Origin of the sequence: Mesorhizobium sp. M0771 (assembly GCF_040320155.1) — a bacterium.
GTDB lineage: Bacteria > Pseudomonadota > Alphaproteobacteria > Rhizobiales > Rhizobiaceae > Mesorhizobium.
The window spans coordinates 1-17,323 of record NZ_JAMYPC010000031.1 but is presented as its reverse complement, the minus strand read 5'-3'; the positions used below and the strand labels follow the sequence as shown (position 1 = coordinate 17,323).

11 protein-coding genes and 1 pseudogene are annotated in these 17,323 nt (G+C 59.3%); 6 read left to right on the top strand and 6 right to left on the bottom strand.

Annotated elements, in window-relative coordinates; all coding sequences use genetic code 11:
- Positions 1 to 31: 31 nt before the first annotated feature.
- Entirely contained in the window at positions 32 to 3,334 is a 3,303-nt protein-coding gene (locus NKI05_RS29700; RefSeq protein WP_023699932.1) for a DUF6212 domain-containing protein, read from the bottom strand.
- A gap of 128 nt (positions 3,335 to 3,462) precedes the next feature.
- Here NKI05_RS29700 and NKI05_RS29695 point away from each other — a divergent pair, with 128 nt between their 5' ends.
- Complete coding sequence (locus tag NKI05_RS29695) at positions 3,463 to 4,476, top strand: glycosyltransferase family 2 protein (protein ID WP_084568487.1); 1,014 nt, start codon at positions 3,463 to 3,465, stop codon at positions 4,474 to 4,476.
- A gap of 36 nt (positions 4,477 to 4,512) precedes the next feature.
- Here the strand turns inward: NKI05_RS29695 and NKI05_RS29690 are convergent, their stop codons facing one another.
- Together NKI05_RS29690 and NKI05_RS29685 are read right to left on the bottom strand one after the other, a co-directional pair.
- Complete coding sequence (locus NKI05_RS29690; protein WP_023707299.1) at positions 4,513 to 4,800, bottom strand: hypothetical protein; 288 nt, start codon at positions 4,798 to 4,800, stop codon at positions 4,513 to 4,515.
- A 153-nt stretch (positions 4,801 to 4,953) separates the two neighbouring features.
- A complete protein-coding gene (locus NKI05_RS29685; protein WP_502898774.1) occupies positions 4,954 to 7,137 on the bottom strand; it encodes a DUF6212 domain-containing protein in 2,184 nt (727 codons plus the stop codon).
- Positions 7,138 to 7,854: 717 nt separating this feature from the next.
- Here NKI05_RS29685 and NKI05_RS29680 point away from each other — a divergent pair.
- From NKI05_RS29680 to NKI05_RS29670, 3 genes are all read left to right on the top strand, one after another.
- Complete coding sequence (locus tag NKI05_RS29680) at positions 7,855 to 8,373, top strand: hypothetical protein (protein ID WP_023746383.1); 519 nt, start codon at positions 7,855 to 7,857, stop codon at positions 8,371 to 8,373.
- Positions 8,374 to 9,119: 746 nt separating this feature from the next.
- Entirely contained in the window at positions 9,120 to 11,135 is a 2,016-nt protein-coding gene (locus tag NKI05_RS29675; protein WP_196814112.1) for a sulfatase-like hydrolase/transferase, read from the top strand.
- Positions 11,136 to 11,364: 229 nt separating this feature from the next.
- Complete coding sequence (locus NKI05_RS29670; protein WP_245271349.1) at positions 11,365 to 11,934, top strand: DUF995 domain-containing protein; 570 nt, start codon at positions 11,365 to 11,367, stop codon at positions 11,932 to 11,934.
- 64 nt (positions 11,935 to 11,998) lie between these two features.
- Here the strand turns inward: NKI05_RS29670 and galE are convergent, their stop codons facing one another.
- Entirely contained in the window at positions 11,999 to 13,078 is a 1,080-nt protein-coding gene (gene galE, locus NKI05_RS29665) for a UDP-glucose 4-epimerase GalE (protein WP_352793870.1), read from the bottom strand.
- Complete coding sequence (locus NKI05_RS29660) at positions 13,078 to 14,115, bottom strand: UDP-glucuronic acid decarboxylase family protein (RefSeq protein ID WP_023670638.1); 1,038 nt, start codon at positions 14,113 to 14,115, stop codon at positions 13,078 to 13,080. Before NKI05_RS29660 ends, galE begins: the two co-directional genes overlap by 1 nt.
- A 1,591-nt stretch (positions 14,116 to 15,706) precedes the next feature.
- Between NKI05_RS29660 and NKI05_RS29655 the strand changes: the two genes are divergently transcribed.
- A complete protein-coding gene (locus NKI05_RS29655) occupies positions 15,707 to 15,913 on the top strand; it encodes an ATP-dependent DNA ligase (protein ID WP_023693726.1) in 207 nt (68 codons plus the stop codon).
- Positions 15,914 to 16,016: 103 nt separating this feature from the next.
- Here NKI05_RS29655 and NKI05_RS29650 read toward each other — a convergent pair whose 3' ends face one another.
- A complete protein-coding gene (locus tag NKI05_RS29650; RefSeq protein WP_023822760.1) occupies positions 16,017 to 16,454 on the bottom strand; it encodes a hypothetical protein in 438 nt (145 codons plus the stop codon).
- A 543-nt stretch (positions 16,455 to 16,997) separates the two neighbouring features.
- Between NKI05_RS29650 and NKI05_RS29645 the strand changes: the two are divergent.
- Positions 16,998 to 17,323, top strand: a pseudogene (locus NKI05_RS29645) (hypothetical protein); the annotation flags it as partial.

Below are 17,323 nucleotides of genomic sequence, written 5' to 3'. Positions count from 1 at the left end.
AGGCGCGACGCGTCCCGACAACCCGCGCCCCTCAGTCCCACACCAGCAACAGCTTGCGCCAGAAAGCATTGGACGGCATCGGCTTCGAGCCGAATGGCAGCCGGATTGCCAGATAGATCGTCAGCCACTTGCGATCGACCTCCCGGGTCGAAACTTTCAGGTCATGCAGTTCGAACGGTCTCGAGACGCGCGTCCATCCCGAGAATGACAGCGCGCCGACAGGTGCATCGTGTTTCCACACGAGTTTTTCTTCCTGCCTGCCGAGCGCCATGGCGAACTCGAATGGGGATGCTTCATCGTGGGCGATCTCCACTGTCGCGATGACACTTCTGGCAAAGGCCGGGAAGGCCGAATTGAGGGCGGCAACAACCGGACCGTGCGTATTCGGCCGCAGGAATATACCGCCATTGTCGCCGGCGATGAGCAGCGTCGGCAGCTCGGAGGGATAATCCGTCACAAGCGCCGCACGCTTCAGGTCATCATTGGTCATTCGGCGGGTGCGTTGGCGCTGTTGGGGTGCGTTGAGGCGCGGGCGCCTGGCATCGTTCGAAACGACATGGCGGATATGGACGCTTGAAAAGCCGCCGAGGACGCGCGCCTCCGGGCGGCTGCCGCCGCATTTGACTGCCAACAACAAATCGCGTCGGCCGGTAGCCGGCGAACTGACCATCGCCCCTATCTCACGCGCTTCGTGCCGTCGGCTGACATCAGCCCAACCGCTCCCGCTGCCATCCTCAAGCAGCCGGGCGAAATTGCTGAAGGTCTGGTTTTCTGCGTCTACGATCGCGAGCTGAAACTGCGCAGAGCCCGTCAGTTCCTCGTCGAGGTAAACCCAACACGTCGCGCCTACGGTGCCCGGCGGGCAGACTCCCTTCAGCAAAGCCATGGTGACATTGCTGCCCCTGGCTTCGAGGAACAACTGGTCTGGAGACAGTTCGACATAGCTCAGCAGGTCCGGATCGGCATCCGGATACGAACCGACATGAGCTAGGCGCATGGGCTCGGCGGAAAGATACTGCTCGCTGTACAGCGAGGAATTCAACTCGGGCACCGTCTCTCCGGTCGCCGCGTTGAGTATTTCAACCACACCCACAGCAAAGTCGCTTCGTCCTGCACGGGCGAGAAGCGAAATTGCGGTATCCGCCCTGCCTTCGCGTGCCGCGATCTCGGCCAGCAACTGCATGGCGTCCGCGGTATTGGCGGGACCTGTACTCAACCTGAGATACCGCTCGTCGTTAACCCGCAGCTCCAGATTCCAGAGGTTGAGCTCCTTCTCATGATTATCGGTGTTCGAGCTGATGGCGAGTTGCACGAACATTTCCGTTTTCGCGAATCGATGCTTTCGAAAGACAGCGATGATCGGCTTGCGATTCCTCAGCCACTCGGCATTTCGGTTCATGCCCGTCGGTGCCGACCGGTACCAATAGAGCGGCTCCGGGACGGGGACGATCTCCAGGCCTGCCAGATCCGCGCGAAGGAAAAACTCCCAGTCGCTTGCGGAAAACCCCCGCTCTTCGTTGAGGTAACCTATCTTGTCGAACACCTCACGCCGGAACATCGCATTGGCATCGCCATACGGATTGTTGAGCATGGCGATGTCCGTCGGCCCGCCGACCGGGAAGTAGAGCACATAGCCGCTCCTGGTGTCCGGCGGCACGAAGGGCTCGTTGAGCCACTTGGCGAAGGTCGTGCAGATATCGGCGCCGGAATTTTGCATGCCGGCGACGAACGTACTGACGGCGTTTGGGAACAGCACGTTGTCGTCGTCCAGGAACAGGATCAGCGAACCCCTGGCGGCGCGGATACCGGTGTTGCGCGCCTTGCCGAGGAAGCCGTTCTTCTGCTGGATGATCCGCCATCCTCGCTGCTCGAACTCCGGTTCGAGTTCCGCCAACAGGTTGATTGCATCGGGATCGGTGCTGCCGTCATCGACGACAATCAATTCGATGTTGGGATAGTCCTGGCGTCGAACCGAGGCAATCGCCTGCGGCAACAGGTGCACCCGGTTGTAGTGCGCAGTGATGATCGAAACGAGCGGCCGTTGGCTCCGCCTGCGACTGGAGACCTTGCCGGGTTCGCGGGAGAATTTCGCGTGCAGCCCGCTCCAGGCTTTCTCGAGCGCTTCCCGCTTTTGCAGGGGCTTTGCCGGACGAAACGATCGGCTTTCCAGCACAGACGCAATTTTGGCCGCGATGGCGGAGGCCGACGCATCCATCAGGACGGCATCGGCCGACTTCGGATGGAGCACGTCACGAATGCTGCCGACATCTGTCGCAATGAACGGGATCTCTTCGTTAAGGCACGTCATCACTTCCAGCGGCAGCTGAGCCGCTGAGTGCGTCATCGCCACCAGAGCATGACTCTGCCGCAGGTATCTATAGATGTCAGGCTCATCTCGAATGGGCAGGAGCTTCAATTTGAACGGCCATTGCCGCGCACGCCGAACGATCATGCCACCCGAATGCTCGCCCAGGACATGACCAAACGCGCCGACTACCGTCACTGTCAGATCGGTGACGCCGCTGTCGGCCAGACGATCGAGCGCATCGCAGAACAGCGTCAGCCCATCGCGCGCCTCTGTGCCTGAAAAATGAATCACTTCGGCGGTTGGCCGATCCCGCGGCCTGTAGTGATCGACAGCGAAGTTGGAACGCCACTCCTCCGGCTCGAGGGGCGCAGCAATGTGATGGCTGGTGGGCAACTTCCATCCCGCCTTGGCCATCCAGTCGAGCAGCGACTGGCCAGCGATGACAAGATGGTCGCACGTCTCGGCCGACCTCTTTTCCATGTGCGCGACGGTCATCTGCTCCTTGCGTTCGACCGCCCGTGAATTGGCTTCCAGCTTCCACACAAGGGGCTCATGTGCGAGCACGATGATCGTAGGAGGATCGGGAAAGACACCTGTGCGCTTCGCAAGGGTGGAGAAATGCGCCAGTCCGCCTTCAAGCGCAAAATAGACGACGTCGAATGTATTCTGCTTGAGGTAGTGGTAGGCGGCCAATGAGTTCTTATCGCCAGACTCCGTGCCGCGCAGCAACTCGGGCGAGGGCGGCAACAATTCGAGCCGCACCAGGAAATTGTCGAAGCACCATTTGCCCAGCCTGACTATTTCCTGATCATCGGGCTGGCTGCCGAGCGGGCCCGGCGCCCAAAGCAGCGTCACGGTATCGCCAGTTCCGGCCAGATGCTGCGCCAGCGCGTAGGTTACCGACCCGTGATCGCCAGTCGCCGTCGAGCCGAACTCAACCTCCGAAACGACACACACATTGCGAGGCTTCTGGCTTGCCTGTCGCTTGCCCGTGGGCATGGCGCCTGCCTTGGAACCAATGCTCAATGACCCCCCCTTGTCAGCCCGCTTCGTTCGAAACAGTCTTGCCAACAGTTGGATAACACTTTGATAATCGTTTCGCGGGACTCTCAGCAGCGTACCTGCCTTTCGCGTAAACTGGTTGATGACCTCGGATGGTTGAACTTCGATCCCCAAAACATCTCGCGCGACTGGACGACCGGCCCATTGACGTGACCGATGGCGAGATCTTGTGCTTTGTCGGACTGCGCAACGAAGCCCAATTGCTGCGGCAACTTCTCGACCACTACCGCGGCCTGGGCGTCGATCGGTTCTTCTTCCTGGACAATGGCTCCACGGATGGGACCCGCGAATTGATCCTGGAGCAGCCGGACAGCCACTGCTTCCACACGGAAGGATCGCATTTCGCTGAAAACATCGATCCGCCGCGATGGATCAACACGCTCATGAATGTGTTCGGCACCGGCCATTGGTGCCTTTCGATCGACGCCGACGAACTTCTCGTCTATCCCGATTTTGAGCGGGCAAATCTCCAGCAGCTTTGCAGCTACCTCGATTCGACCGGCGTCGACGCTGTCATAGGCTCCATGATCGACATGTACGCCGATGGCCCGTTGGCCGAATACAGCTATGATGGCAAGATCCCGCTTGTTGAAGCTTCACCCTACTTCGACCCGGAGCCGGGATGGCTGCGCCCGCGCGACGGTATGTACCCACCCGAGCAGATGTTCGGTGGCGTGAGGGAACGGGTCTTCTGGCACGGCCGGTTCAAGCAAACTTTTCCCCCGTGCCTGACAAAGGTGCCGATCGTGAAATGGGGGCGCGGCACGCGTTATCACGTCGCACAGCACACGATCAGCAAGGTCCGATTCAGCGAACTGCGCGTCGCATTGCTGCACTTCAAATTCGTCTGGGGATTCCGCCAGAAATCAGCGTCGTCTCTGAGTGAAAATGCGCAGCTCAAGGAAAAGACGCTTGAGGAGCGCGCTGCCTACATGGAGGCCTTGGAGCGCAATCCGAAACTCGCGCTTCGGAACCAAAGCTCCGTCTGCTATCGGGGTGACGGCGCGCAACTCGTCGAACTCGGCTGGATGACGACCTCGGAGCCCTTCGCCGGTTTCGTTTCGACCCTGGCCATGCAACACCAGCGCAGCGACTACGCCACCTGATGTGCTCGAAATACTGAGGGAAAATCCGGCTGATGCTTATCCGCCGTAGCGGCCGCCACCTTCACCGTGGCCTTTGCCCTCTTCACCGCCCGCAAACTGGCCCAAACTGTTGAGAGCAAGCGCCTTGCAGGCTGTCGGAGCGTTCGGGTACCGGTGCAGATAATCCTCAAGTGCCTCGATGGTGCCGGTTTTAAGGGCCTGCTCGCAGGCAAGCTCGGCTTCCTTGACGCCAACTTCGGTCTTCGCCTGCGCCGCGTCAGAAAAAGCGACGCTCAACCCCAGCAGACTAAGTCCACCCAACAGTAGAGAATGAATCCTACGCATAACGCACCCCACCTACTCAACCCACTGAAACATTAGCGTCTGTTAACGTTTTGTCAACCATTCTTGGAAGGTTCCACCAACGTGGTTAACGCGCACGACCGATGAACGGGCCTGGCTTGCGCTCGGATCTCCCTTGCCTGGTTGGATCGACGTTTAGTCGCTGAACAGTGTCAGCGTGCGGAAGAACGCATTCGTGGGAAAACCGTTGGACGTTGCGGTGAAACGAACGGCGAGAACGATTGAAAGCAGCATCTTCCTTCGTGTGCGAAGCGTTGCCACCAAGTGATGACGCACAAATCTGTCTTCGATGCTCATCCAGCCTGAGAAGGCGATCGTTTGCTTGCCGATGTCCTGTTGCCAATCTATGGGCTGGTCGGGTCGAGCAAGGGCGAGAGCAAAATCCATCGCCGGCGCATCGGCATGAGCGATTTCGACGGATGCTTCAACCTTCCGGAAGAAGGCTGGAAAATGATGATCAAGCGATGCAGCGACCGGGCCGTCCGCATGCGGACGCAAGAACACCCCGCCGTCGTCCGGTGCGACAAGCAGCAGCGGGAGAGCCGAGACGCGGGGTGTAAGCAACCGCGCACTCCGCAGCATGTCGTAATCGAGAATGATAGAACCGCCGCCGACATCAGGACGGTCGGCGGCATTGTGGTCTGTGGCGGGGCGCCCAAGCAAAGTGGCAGCCGTATCGGGGCGGCCGATCGACCCAGCAATGCTGGCAAGCTTCTCTATGGCCGCATCGCTGTTCGGCTCGATGCCGCAAAGCTCCAGATATTTCCGATTGCCGGGGGTATATTTCAGGTTTTCACGGGCACTTTCAATTTCAGACCGGTGCGCGTTCTGGGCAATGGCCAAATGATGCAGCAGGCGGGCGCCATCGGGCAGGCTCGACCTGAACGCCTCCAGGATCGGAAGCCGGTTGTCGTACCAGTTCGACGTCCGAAACATGCCATCCGGTTTCGAGCGATACCAGTATAGCGGCTTTGGAATCGTCCTGATCTTGAGACCGGCGAGAGAGGCTCGGGCAAAGAATTCCCAGTCGTGCATGGCGTAGCCCGGCTTTTCGATCAAGAACCCGATCCGCGAGAAGACAGACCGGCGCATAATCGCATTCGCGTCACCGTAGACGTTATGGATCAGGCCGAGCGCGTCGGGACCACCCAGAGGCAGGTACTGGATCAGCCCGTCGGCGCGATGTTCGGGCACGAAATCCTCGTAGAAGATCAGTTGGAACGCAGTGCAGATGTCGGCATCCGATGTAGCCATCGCACGCACGAAATGATCGACGGCCTCCGCAAACAGCGCGTTGTCGTCGTCGACGAACAGGATCAGCTCGCCATGCGAAGCGCGGATGCCGGCATTTCGCGCCGCACCGAGGTGCTTGTGCGGTCGGCGCAGAATCTTCCACCCGCGCTGACGGAAGGTAGGTTCCAGCGTATCCAGCAATCGCCTGACTTCATCCAGGTCGCTTCCGTCGTCGACCAGAACCAGTTCCAGGTGATCATAGGTTTGCGCTTCGATCGCAGCGATTGCCTGTTTCAGATAGAGCGGCCGGTTGCGATGGGCCATGACAATAGAGACCAGGGGTGACGACCCGGCACTTTTGTCGACGCGCCAGCGCCTAGTTGGCGTCGGCAAGTTGCGCGTATCCAGCCAGGACTGCCGACATTGGCTCAGGCTGTCGACAGGCAGTGGGCGAGGCGGGTCATCGAGCGCCGCCGAAATGGCCTGCGCCAACGTGGCGGCATCAGGATCGACCAGCCGCGGCTGCCTCGCCTGCGCACACCAGCGCTCGGCGTTCGCGTCCACATTGGTCGCAACGAAAGGCAATCCCGCCTCGATGCATGCGGCAACGGTGCCGCCCGTCGATGCGGCGCGGGCGGGGATGACGGCAATCGCGCCGGCCCGCGCGACGTAGTCGAGCTTTGCGGCGGGGCTTGCGTGCGCCAACAGGTTGACCTTGAACGGCCACCGCTCGGCGCGTCTCAGCAGCAGTCCACCGCTGTGCTCGCCCATGATCTTTCCAAATGGACCGAATGCGGTGACCGTCAGCCCTTTTGGCGCCATTGGCGCTATGATGTCGAGCGCGTCGCAAAGCAGCGTCAGGCCATCGCGGAAGCGCCATCCGGCCAAGACGGCAAGTTCTCCGCCCGTCGACGATCGCGCACCGGCTGGAGCGAGACGATCCTGCAACGGCAACATCGGCGTCACGATCGCCTTCTTCACCTTCCAACCCTTCGACAACATCCAGTGTCGCAAGGCTGCGGACACACAGATCGTCCGGTTCGCCATCTCGGCGCAGTATTTCTCCATAAAGGCGACGGCAATCACCTCGGTGCTGTCGAAGAACGCCTTGTCGGCTTCATGTTCCCATTCTTCCGGAGCGTGAGCGACGACCACGATCGGCGGCGCGGCAAAAGCCGCAGTCTCGACAGCCAGCAGCGTGTAGTAAAGCAGCCCGCCCTCAAGGGGCGCGTAGACCAAATCGTGGCCGGACCGTTCGAGATAATGCAGCACAGCGGCGGACCGGCTCTCGGGTGTCGTCAGCGAAGGAAGCAGCTGATCGGACTTGTCGAGAATCACCAGCCGCACCGATGCCGCCTCCAGCTCGCGGTGGCGCGCGGCCTCCTCCGTTGGAGCATCCCTGCCTGGAACCCATAGCAGGGTGACGTCGTCCCCCTCTTCGGCAAAAAGCCTGGCCAACTCGACCATGGCGCCATCTTCGCCGCCATGGTCGATTGCATTCGTCACGACGCAGACCCGGCGAGGCTTGCCTTCCTTTGACCTCCTCTGCTCCTTGCCACCAACGGCCATCCGACTTCCTCTGATCCAAATCCGCCGATTGCGCTACGCAGCACAGTCATCTGCAATGATGCCTGCGACAGGTTTACTTTTCAGTGATCATGCTTGTGCGTCATTGGTAAACCAAATCGTCAATCAAGTTCTAAAACGACTGCATAATCGATCGACTGATTCAAATTTAGCGACACAGAATATTCAATTTTTACGCCTCCCAGCTAGTCATTGACGGAATAGCAGGAGGCGCAAATGAAAACGACAATGAAGTTTCTCGGTGCGCTCGGTTTGATCGGCGCACTGGTCTCGGCAAGCTCCGCAGGAGAATTGCTGCGTCCGCGCATCAGCCTTGGTACGGCCAACGTCAAGACCATCAGTGGCGATCGCGGCGGCTATGTGATCGACTATGCCATTCGTGCGCTAAAAATGCGTCGCAGTGGCACTTTTGTGCGGTTCAACGGTTCGTGCGACTCGGCCTGCACGCTTTATCTGTCGATGCCCAAGAGCAAGGTGTGCATTACGCAGAGCGCGTCGTTCGGCTTTCACCTGCCGTATGGCGTTTCTGCGCGCGGCAATCAGGTGGCCGCGAATTTCATGATGAAAAACTACCCTGGCTGGGTTCGCGGCTGGATCGCCAAGCGTGGGGGGCTAAAGAGCTCCATCGCGACCATGACATACGCGGATGCGAGCCGCTTTCTGCCGACGTGTCCTTCCCAACAGCAGGGCATGACCGTCGCGAGCCTGAGCCCAACGCGTCTGCGCGGCGGCTGATTGCCTGCGCAGTACTGAAACGTCATGACGGCGGGTGGTCGACGGCACCCGCCGTTCGTCAATTCATATGGCGGGTGCCCAGTTGATGGAACAGCTCACCTGGGAACAACGCCTCGCCGATTATCGCGTGGATTAACCAGTTCTCAAGAGGCGTGGTTAACGCAAGCTCCATTTCATTGACTCTTTTTTAGCGCAAGCCGATTCTGCGGGTGGGGGTTTGAAGGCTGTCGGCCATTATTTGGGGCCGAAGCGCAAACTGGCGGCGGGTAGTTTGTATGAGCATCGGCGGCAGTAGGGGGTCGGCGAGCCGACCTGAGAGCGGCCTTACGCAGTCGAAGGCGGGGACCGCTTCGGCGAAGAATGTGCGCTTCCGGCGCAGGAGCCTGCGGGTCATCTGCACGGGCCTGTTGTCGTGGCTGCTTTTGGGTGTCTACCGCGGCGCAATCATTGATCCGCAAACCACGGTTTCAGGCCTTGTGGCGGCCGTCCCCAAGGGATTGGCATCGAGCTACTATGACCTAATTGTCGTTACGTCCCTGACTGTGACGACTTTGGTCCTGCTGTTCCTGGCAAAGGCGAGCCGTCTCGGCTCAGCAATCGTCGTCTTGCTCTTCTATGTTGCTATCGTGGTCTCTCTGGGCTGGGGATTTGCCAACATCAATCTCGTCAAAATGCTGGGCGAACCGTTCACGTTCCAGTGGCTGGTCTATGGCGACTTCCTGCAGAATGCCGATGCCAGGAACGCGATGGGCGACGCGCTCAACATCAAGGACTTCGCTACCCTTTCCGGGTCCGTCATCCTGGTGCTCATTCTTGGCTATGCCGCGGCCAGTTTGTGCCAGCGGCTGAGCGCCGCTGGCTACGGGGCCTTCCTGGGCGTGCTCGTTGTGTGTGTCGGCGCTGCCATCGCCGGTAGTGGACACCACGTACGTGCGGAAGCGCTGCCGGCGGCCGAGATCGACAATCCGATCCTGTATTTTGTTAAATCGGCCCTGCTCAATCCAACGCCGGTCGTGCTGACGATGAATGCCAGCACCAATGACCCGGATGTCGCCAGCGTCGGCGAGCGACCGCCGGAAACGTCGACCTTCAAGGCGCCGACGCCGAACCCGATCAAGAACGTGCTGATTTTCATGATGGAGTCGGTGCCATCCAAATACATCGAGACGTTTGGCGGCAAGTATCCGGTCACGCCGAATATGAAGAGGTATGCAAAGGACTCGATACGATTCGACAACATATATGCGCACGCACCGTCCACGCATTACTCGATATTTTCTCTGCTCACCTCGATGTACAACGACATTTCATATTACGGCATGACGGCAAGGTACCCCTATCTGCCGCTGGACTCGATCTCCAACACCTTGTCCAAGAACAATTTCCGCACAGGGTTTTTCTGGAGCGCGGATTCCCGATTCCAACGGGTCGATGAGTTTTTCCTCAACAAGGGACTGGATGTGATCCAGGACTACCGGGGGCAGAAATGCGGCACCCCGACCTTCAAGCTCAGCTCCGAGCAGTGGAAAAACATGGACTACAACAGTGACCTTTGCACGGCGCAGTCGATCATCGACTGGATGAACAAGGACGAGGCAAAACCTTTCTTCGGCATCATGTTCACGGCGATGACCCATTATCCCTACATCACCGACAGCCCGATGTTTTCGAAGATGGCGCCTTCCTCCGATGGCAACACGCTGGTCCACTACTCGGACGACCAGAAATTCAATGCCTATCTCAACGCCCTGAAGGTCGGCGATACGGCCCTTGGCGAGATCCTTGAATCGCTCAAGCAGTCTGGCAAGCTCGATTCGACGCTGGTGGTCATATTGGGCGATCACGGCGAAGCGTTCGGGGAGCATGGCGACTACATTCATGCCAGCGCGATTTACGAGGAAAACATCCACATCCCGCTCATCATGATCAACAAGCATCTCTTTCATGATGAAGTTGCTCACCCGGTCGGCGGCATCGTCGATATCGCCCCGACGATCTTCGACATACTCGGACTTGCGCTGCCCAAGCAGTGGCAGGGGCGCACTTTGTTCAGCGAGCAACGGCCAAACAAGACCTTCTTCTTCAATCCCTGGGCCGGTTTCCTGTTCGGCTATCGCGAAAACGATCGAAAGGTCATCTTCAACGCGACCACCGGCAAGGTGGAGGAATACGACCTCAAGGCCGATTCCGATGAGCGAACCAACCTCTTCACTGATACCGGGGATCGAAACGCGCTGCTGCAGCCCATCGCCGGATGGGTGCAATCGCAGAGAGAGCGCGTGGCCGACCTGGTGGCCGCCGCGGCGAAAGAGACAGGACGTTGCGCCATCACCAGTCTGGAGGTCGACGCTGCCGGCATTAATCTCCGGGGCGCGCCTCGGTTCGATGTCGTGGTCGACGGAAAGACCACAGCCGAGATCGACGTCCCGGGCAAGGAAAGCGTCGCATCGACGCCGGAAGCCGCCATGGCGGAGCTGATGCAGGCGTCAACCCTGGCCAAGCCGTTCCACATCGATCTCAGCAGCGTGCCTAACCCGAAGACGATCGAGCTTCGCTACACCAACGACCTGTGGGGCGGAGACGGCAAGGCAGGTGATCGCAATCTGTTCATCAAGAGCGTCAAGGTGAACGGTCAGTTGGTGCCAAACACCAGACTGCGTGTCGACGAGCAATCGCACGGCTACACCGACGACAACGGGACCGCCATGTACAGCAACGGCTCGCTATGGGTTAGCGGCCCGTTCGTCGAGGGATGTCTATAGCGTGCCGCGTGGCAGACCGTCGTCCTCGATTTGCAGCCCGTGCGCGCCGCGACAGACACTGACCGTCCTACCGGTTGACATCTTCGAGGGGTACTCACTAGCATGCGAAACACTGACGGTTGCAGCGTGGAGCCACTTGTCAGCGCAGGACGGACCGGGCCCGTTCTTGCGGTATGCTCGGCTGGTCGACGCCCGCTTGGGAAGCGAACATTGAATGCGACCGCTCAGCATGACGAACAGGACCGGATTGCCATTTGAGTCAGCGAGCCGGGCGAGGCGACATCGACTTGCCATCTCGTTTGCGCGCGTCCTGGCCATTTGGTGCCAGATGGCGCTTTGCGGAGCCGCGCACGCAGCTGGTCCCAAAGACAGCGGCCCTGCAGATGCCGTTGCCGTTCCCACGGCTTTCCAACTTCAGCTTGTTTATGCTGACCGCACGTGGATATGGGATAACGGAGCGGCCTATTTCGGACAGAAGGATCGACCGGTCCGGGCCTGGACCTCCGAGCAAGACACGGCTTCTGTCGGCGAAGGCAGATGGCATCTGAGCAACGATGGCAAGATGTGCATGGATCTCGTCTGGCGGTCCAAGACCTACGCCGCAGCGCCGATCCGCACGTGTTTCAGCCACCGCTTCCGGAGTGGGACCCTCGAACAGCGCAAGGATCCGGACGGTGTCTGGTACAGTTTCCGGCACTCTCCGGGAGACCCTTCCGACGAGCAACGAAAGTTCGAGGAAGGCGATACAAAGGGCGCGCAGTTCGACAAGATCCGTACCTCGATCGATTCCAAAAGTTGAGGCTCGCCGAGAAGCTCACCCACCTCAATGAGCCCACGTCCCCGACAACGACAAACAGGGACGACTACAAGCTTTGCGAGCTGGTGATGTCCTCCGATGCATTTGGTATTCCTGGCGAAGTTGACCGGCGGCGCCTCGCTGTCGGCATCGGAATTGTGAACGCGGTGGCCTCCAGCCCGAAGAACGGGGCGGCTGTCCTGACGATGGTATCGATGTCGGAAAGTTCCGGCACGAAGCCCAGGTGTTCGCGCGCTTTGATCGGGTCCGCATAGAGCTCCGCCGGGTCTCCCGGGCGCCGGGGCCGGAAGACAACCGGAACCGATTTGGACGTCATCCGGGTGACCGCCTGGAGAATCTCCTTGATCGAAACCCCGCGCCCGGTGCCGAGATTGACCGACAGGTTTTCGCCACCCGCCTCCAGATGCATGAGAGCCCTCAGATGCGCGCGGGCCAGATCGCTGACATGGATGTAATCGCGCACGCAGGTGCCATCCGACGTGTCGTAGTCTGTGCCGAAAACCTCGATCTCGTCGATTGTGCCTGATGCGGCCATGAGCACGCGCGGGATCAGGTGCGTTTCAGGCGAGTGCCACTCACCGAGCTCGCCGTCGGGATCGGCGCCGCAGGCGTTGAAATAACGCAGGATCGCATATTTCATTCCGTAGGCGCTGGCATAGTCGCTGATGATCTGCTCGCCCATCAGCTTGGTTCGCCCATAGGGGCTGATTGGATTTTGCGCCAAGGTCTCTCGAATGGGCAGTGTTTCGGGAACGCCGTATGTCGCGCAGCTGCTTGAAAAGATAATGTTTTCGATAGAACTCGAGCGTGCCGCGTCAAGCACCGCGATGGTACCCGACACATTGGTCGAATAGTACTCTGCGGGCTCGTGAACAGACTCGCCCACATAGGCCAGCGCAGCAAAGTGGATGATCGCTTGCGGCTGGTAGGTGCTGATCGCCTGCTGTAGCGCCTCCCGGTCCCGGATATCGCCGACAACAAGCGGCCCCCAGGCAACGGATCTCTCGTTGCCACGGCTCAGATTGTCAAAAACGACGGGCAGGTAGCCGGCAGCTGACAACAGCTTGCAGGTGTGGCTGCCGATGTAACCGGCCCCACCCGTCACCAGGATTGCCGGGCGGCTCATTACATCGCAGCTTCTTTGACGCGCCGGTTCGGGTAGAGAAGGGCGTCAAAATACGCCGTGGTATGCGCGAGCCCCTGGCTCAGGCTGATCTTTGGCTCCCAGCCAAGATTTTCCCGGGCAAATGAGATGTCCGGCCGACGCTGCTTGGGATCGTCGACCGGCAGCGGCCGATGCACGATCTTCGAACGTGAGTTGGTGTATTCGAGCACCTGTGTCGCCAGTTCCAGAATGGTGAATTCGGCAGGGTTGCCGAGATTGACCGGGTGCTGCGGTGCGCTCGGTGCGTTCATCAACTGGATAAAACCTTCGATGAGGTCGTCCGCGTAGCAGAATGAACGGGTCTGCCGGCCGCTGCCGTAGACGGTCAGGTCGTCACCGTGCAATGCCTGGACGATGAAGTTCGAGACGACGCGGCCATCGTCTGGTTGCATGCGGCGGCCATAGGTGTTGAAGATCCGTGCGACGCGGACATCGAGGCTATACGTTCTCGAATAGTCGAAGAACAGCGTCTCGGCCGAACGCTTGCCCTCATCATAGCAGGATCGCGGACCGTGCGGGTTGACGTTGCCGAAGTAGCCTTCCGGCTGCGGATGTACCAGGGGGTCGCCGTAGACTTCGGACGTCGAAGCCTGAAATATCTTCGCATTGTTCCGCCGCGCGAGTTCGAGCAGGTTCAGCGAACCAAGCACGCTTGTCTTGAACGTATGGATCGGATTCGCCTGGTAATGCGGCGGGGACGCCGGACAGGCGAGATTGTAGATTTCATCGACCTGGAGATCCACGGGCAGAGGGTCGACAATGTCGTGCTCGATGCACGTAAATCGCGGATCGCGCACGAGGGGATTGAGATTGTATCTTTTGCCGGTGTGGAAATTGTCCAGCGCGAGAACGTCGTATCCATCCCGCAAAAGACGCTCGCACAGATGCGAACCCAGAAATCCTGCCCCACCGGCAACCAGCGCGCGACCCTGATTGGAATTCGCGCCCCTTCGGCTGTTCCCGGCCCCGAGTTTCAGAACATTGACAGTTCTACCCATACTCCACCCCTTCGCCCTTACGCTCTGCGCATACTACTGCCGGCCATAGCGTTGCCGGGCGACGTTCCTGAGAACGTCACAAACCTTCCGCTCCCGCGGAATCGTCCACTCCTGATGTCTGTCGATTGCTTTTTGAGTTGCTGGGCGGTGCTACTCGGCTATTAGCTGCCGTTCAGCATCCGATACGCCCCGAAACCGCGGTCACGCGCCTGATGCCACCATCGCCCATTGCTCGCCCAAATTGCACATCCCAACGTTTCGAAAATATACCTGTGCAAAACATAGTCAACTAAATTAGCGAATCGTTAACCGTGTTCATTCGGGAGTGGTTAATCGCGGGGCGGCAGCGCAGCCACATAAATCTGAGGATTGGGCTATAAACTTGAAAGTACCACAGTAATATAAAGACCATTTTTCTGATCTTTCGAGGGGCGATCGCCGGAAAGTTGATCATCAAGACACTCTCACCTCTGCAAAAAATAGGCAGATGTAAGACTAATACTTACGTTAGCAAACTTTATACTAAGAGAGGTGTAGCATTTGAAATATCGAAAATATTCGTAGATGCGACCTTGTCAATAAAATCTTACAAGCCAATGCGGTTGGTTCCCGAAGCGTGCCGAAATCCCCGCCAGTTCAGCCCTCAACTGCCCGACGAGATCTTGCGCGACGAGCGGGGGTGATCGCGACCGATAGCCCCGGACGCCTACCTCTTTCACCGTCGGCCCGGGATTGACGCACACAACCGCTCTCCGCAGTCGTAGCCTTCGTTGGCAGATGCAGCATACCCCAATAACCCGGTCCATTCTGAAGCGATCCGCGTATGGTTTGCGGATGTCGGAAGCAGAGATCCAGTCGAAGCCGCGCGAAAACGGTCGTCGTCCCTTCTGTCGAACGGCTGTCTCAGGATGACTGTGGCCGGCAGCGAGCGTGGAGATGCCAGGATATGTGCTCTGCCGAGCTTACCGCGGCTGATCCCTATTGATCGCGGCAGCTTGCGGCCCCAAAAGCTGCCTGGCGGGAATGCGCCTCATATCGGCCGATAGGGCGTTCCTATCCGTGCCGATAAGCGGACGTCGATAAACAACCCGCCATGAACGGCTTTCGTCATCAGGGGTCGCCCGAGGCGTTTGTAGCGTTCGGATCGGGCGGGCGGGTTGATATGAGACCCGGCGTCTTGGCGATTTAGAATGGAATCGGCCGCTATGAGCGCCGCAACCGTCTCCCTGTCCTGTTGCCGGCGCTCGCGGGAGTGTAACCCTGTGCCGGGTGTTCTTGCCCGGCGCAGGGTAGGTTTCCACGCCCGCTCAACTGCTTGACGCCGGATTGTTTCAGAGGCCGGCTGGAAACGTGCCGTGCCCACTTTCGATCGTTGCCAATTGACCACTAAGGACTGCACCATTCTTAAGGTCGTGCAGGAGCGCCACCACGCCCGCAGTGACACATTCTCGGATTTACTTGACCGGAAGATTACGAGCGCGATTGTGATGTTTTCGGGAAGACATCCCCGAACGTGGTGACCCTCAGCGCCCGCGTCGCCTCTCGGGTAAATGACGGCCCTGCTGAAACCCGTATCGTGGCACATGACGAGATGCGCGGTCTTGTTGGCATGCTTTTCTCGAAGCGCCGCGACAGCAAATACCGCAGCGGCCGGTCGACCGCCTGGCTGAAGATCAAGAGCTATATGGTTGAAGAATACGATTTGCTCGGCGTCGAGCGTGAAGCTGGCAGGCCGGCTTTCGCTCTGATGGCTGAGCGCCGCACCGGCGTTATGTCGGAAGCGCATTCGTCACCTTGAACCGGGAAATGCGCGAGAGGCTATGGAAACGCGTCCAGGAGCACTCAGGCGGCGCCCAAGGGCATCATGAAGCGGCCGGCGACGCAATGGGTAAAGCCGGGCCTCATTGGACGCGTGAAGCACCTGCGCGGCGAGGATGGCCTGCGTCATGCCTCACTGCAGGATTTCCGCGAGGAAGATTGAACGCTATATCGGAGCCATGCCAGCAGCAGATCGCCCTACCGTCCGCTTCGCCTATCAACGCGGCTTTCAGGTCCTCGACGGAAGCGCGATCCTCCAGACGTTCGAGAAACAGGACGAGGCGTTCAAGTTCGTGCTCGGCCGAGGTGCTCGCGTTTGGCTGGCATGGTCGCGGACCATCATAGGAGGGCAGACGGCGCCCTTCGATTTCGCCGCAGCGTTCCAGCAGGAAAAGGTCGGCCGCATCATGAAGACGATGCACGGCCCAGCCGCAGGCACTTGGTTCTGGACCTGCCATGACGGCGGCGCGCACGGAACAGTCGAAACGAAAGATGAGGCTGTTGTTGGAGTCGAGCGGCATTCACGCGGCGCATCGCCGGGGCGCAGATCTACGCTAACCGGCCAGCGCGATCCAAAGCCAAAGCCTAGGCCGCTGGTGAGGCCTAGGAACAGCTTGCCGGCCCCAGCATGGTCCCAATTTGGGACGAATATGTTTGGCACCCATATTGCATCCACATCTTTCGCCGGCTGATCCCCGGTCCTGATCGCGTACTCTGATCAGGTGTAAGGCTCGCCGGGCTCGAGGTAGTTGGGGTCTTCGCCCGGCGAGTTGTCTAGCAATGTTCAGTCATGTGATGCCATACTCCGAAATGGCGCAGGCACTCCGCAGGTTGTGCATCGCCCGACCAAGGTCCGATCGGTATAGGACTTCAGTCGCGAAGAGGGCCGATACGCTGTACGATTCCGAATAGTTGTTACATTTCACACTGTTACAAAGAGCCTCGCGGTCGTTAGTCGCCCATTGCAATGAGCATTTATCTAAAGTTCATTCATTCGAATTAGGAAACACTTATAAGCCGCTCTATAACGAATCGGCGAGGTGGCTATTCGCCGAGGAGGTACCATGACGTCCCGAAAAACGCTGTTGGCAGCGCTTGCCGCGCTTGCGCTAGTGACCGCTCCTGCTTTCGCTGGCGCGGGTGGAAACGGTGGTGGTCACGGCAATGGTGGTGGTCACGGCAATGGTGGTGGTCACGGCAATGGTGGTGGTCACGGCAATGGCGGCAAGTCCGGCAACAGCGCTTCGCACGGCAAGTCGGCATCGGCTCACGCCGGAAAGAAGACCTCGGGCGACGACCAGGTCGCCGTCGACGACATTGAGGTCGCCGCGACGCCTAAGGACAAGAACATTCACGCCAAGCTTGGCCGGCTGAACTCGCTGCAGCGCAA

What these genes read in the sequence shown, in the direction of transcription:
- NKI05_RS29675 (WP_196814112.1), top strand. Translation starts at nt 9,120, where the DNA reads ATGGGCGACGCGCTCAACATCAAGGACTTCGCTACCCTTTCCGGGTCC.
- NKI05_RS29655 (WP_023693726.1), top strand. Translation starts at nt 15,707, where the DNA reads ATGCGCGGTCTTGTTGGCATGCTTTTCTCGAAGCGCCGCGACAGCAAA.
- NKI05_RS29650 (WP_023822760.1), bottom strand. Translation starts at nt 16,454, where the DNA reads ATGCCGCTCGACTCCAACAACAGCCTCATCTTTCGTTTCGACTGTTCC.
- galE (WP_352793870.1), bottom strand. Translation starts at nt 13,078, where the DNA reads ATGAGCCGCCCGGCAATCCTGGTGACGGGTGGGGCCGGTTACATCGGC.
- NKI05_RS29690 (WP_023707299.1), bottom strand. Translation starts at nt 4,800, where the DNA reads ATGCGTAGGATTCATTCTCTACTGTTGGGTGGACTTAGTCTGCTGGGG.
- NKI05_RS29680 (WP_023746383.1), top strand. Translation starts at nt 7,855, where the DNA reads ATGAAAACGACAATGAAGTTTCTCGGTGCGCTCGGTTTGATCGGCGCA.
- NKI05_RS29660 (WP_023670638.1), bottom strand. Translation starts at nt 14,115, where the DNA reads ATGGGTAGAACTGTCAATGTTCTGAAACTCGGGGCCGGGAACAGCCGA.
- NKI05_RS29670 (WP_245271349.1), top strand. Translation starts at nt 11,365, where the DNA reads ATGACGAACAGGACCGGATTGCCATTTGAGTCAGCGAGCCGGGCGAGG.
- NKI05_RS29695 (WP_084568487.1), top strand. Translation starts at nt 3,463, where the DNA reads ATGGTTGAACTTCGATCCCCAAAACATCTCGCGCGACTGGACGACCGG.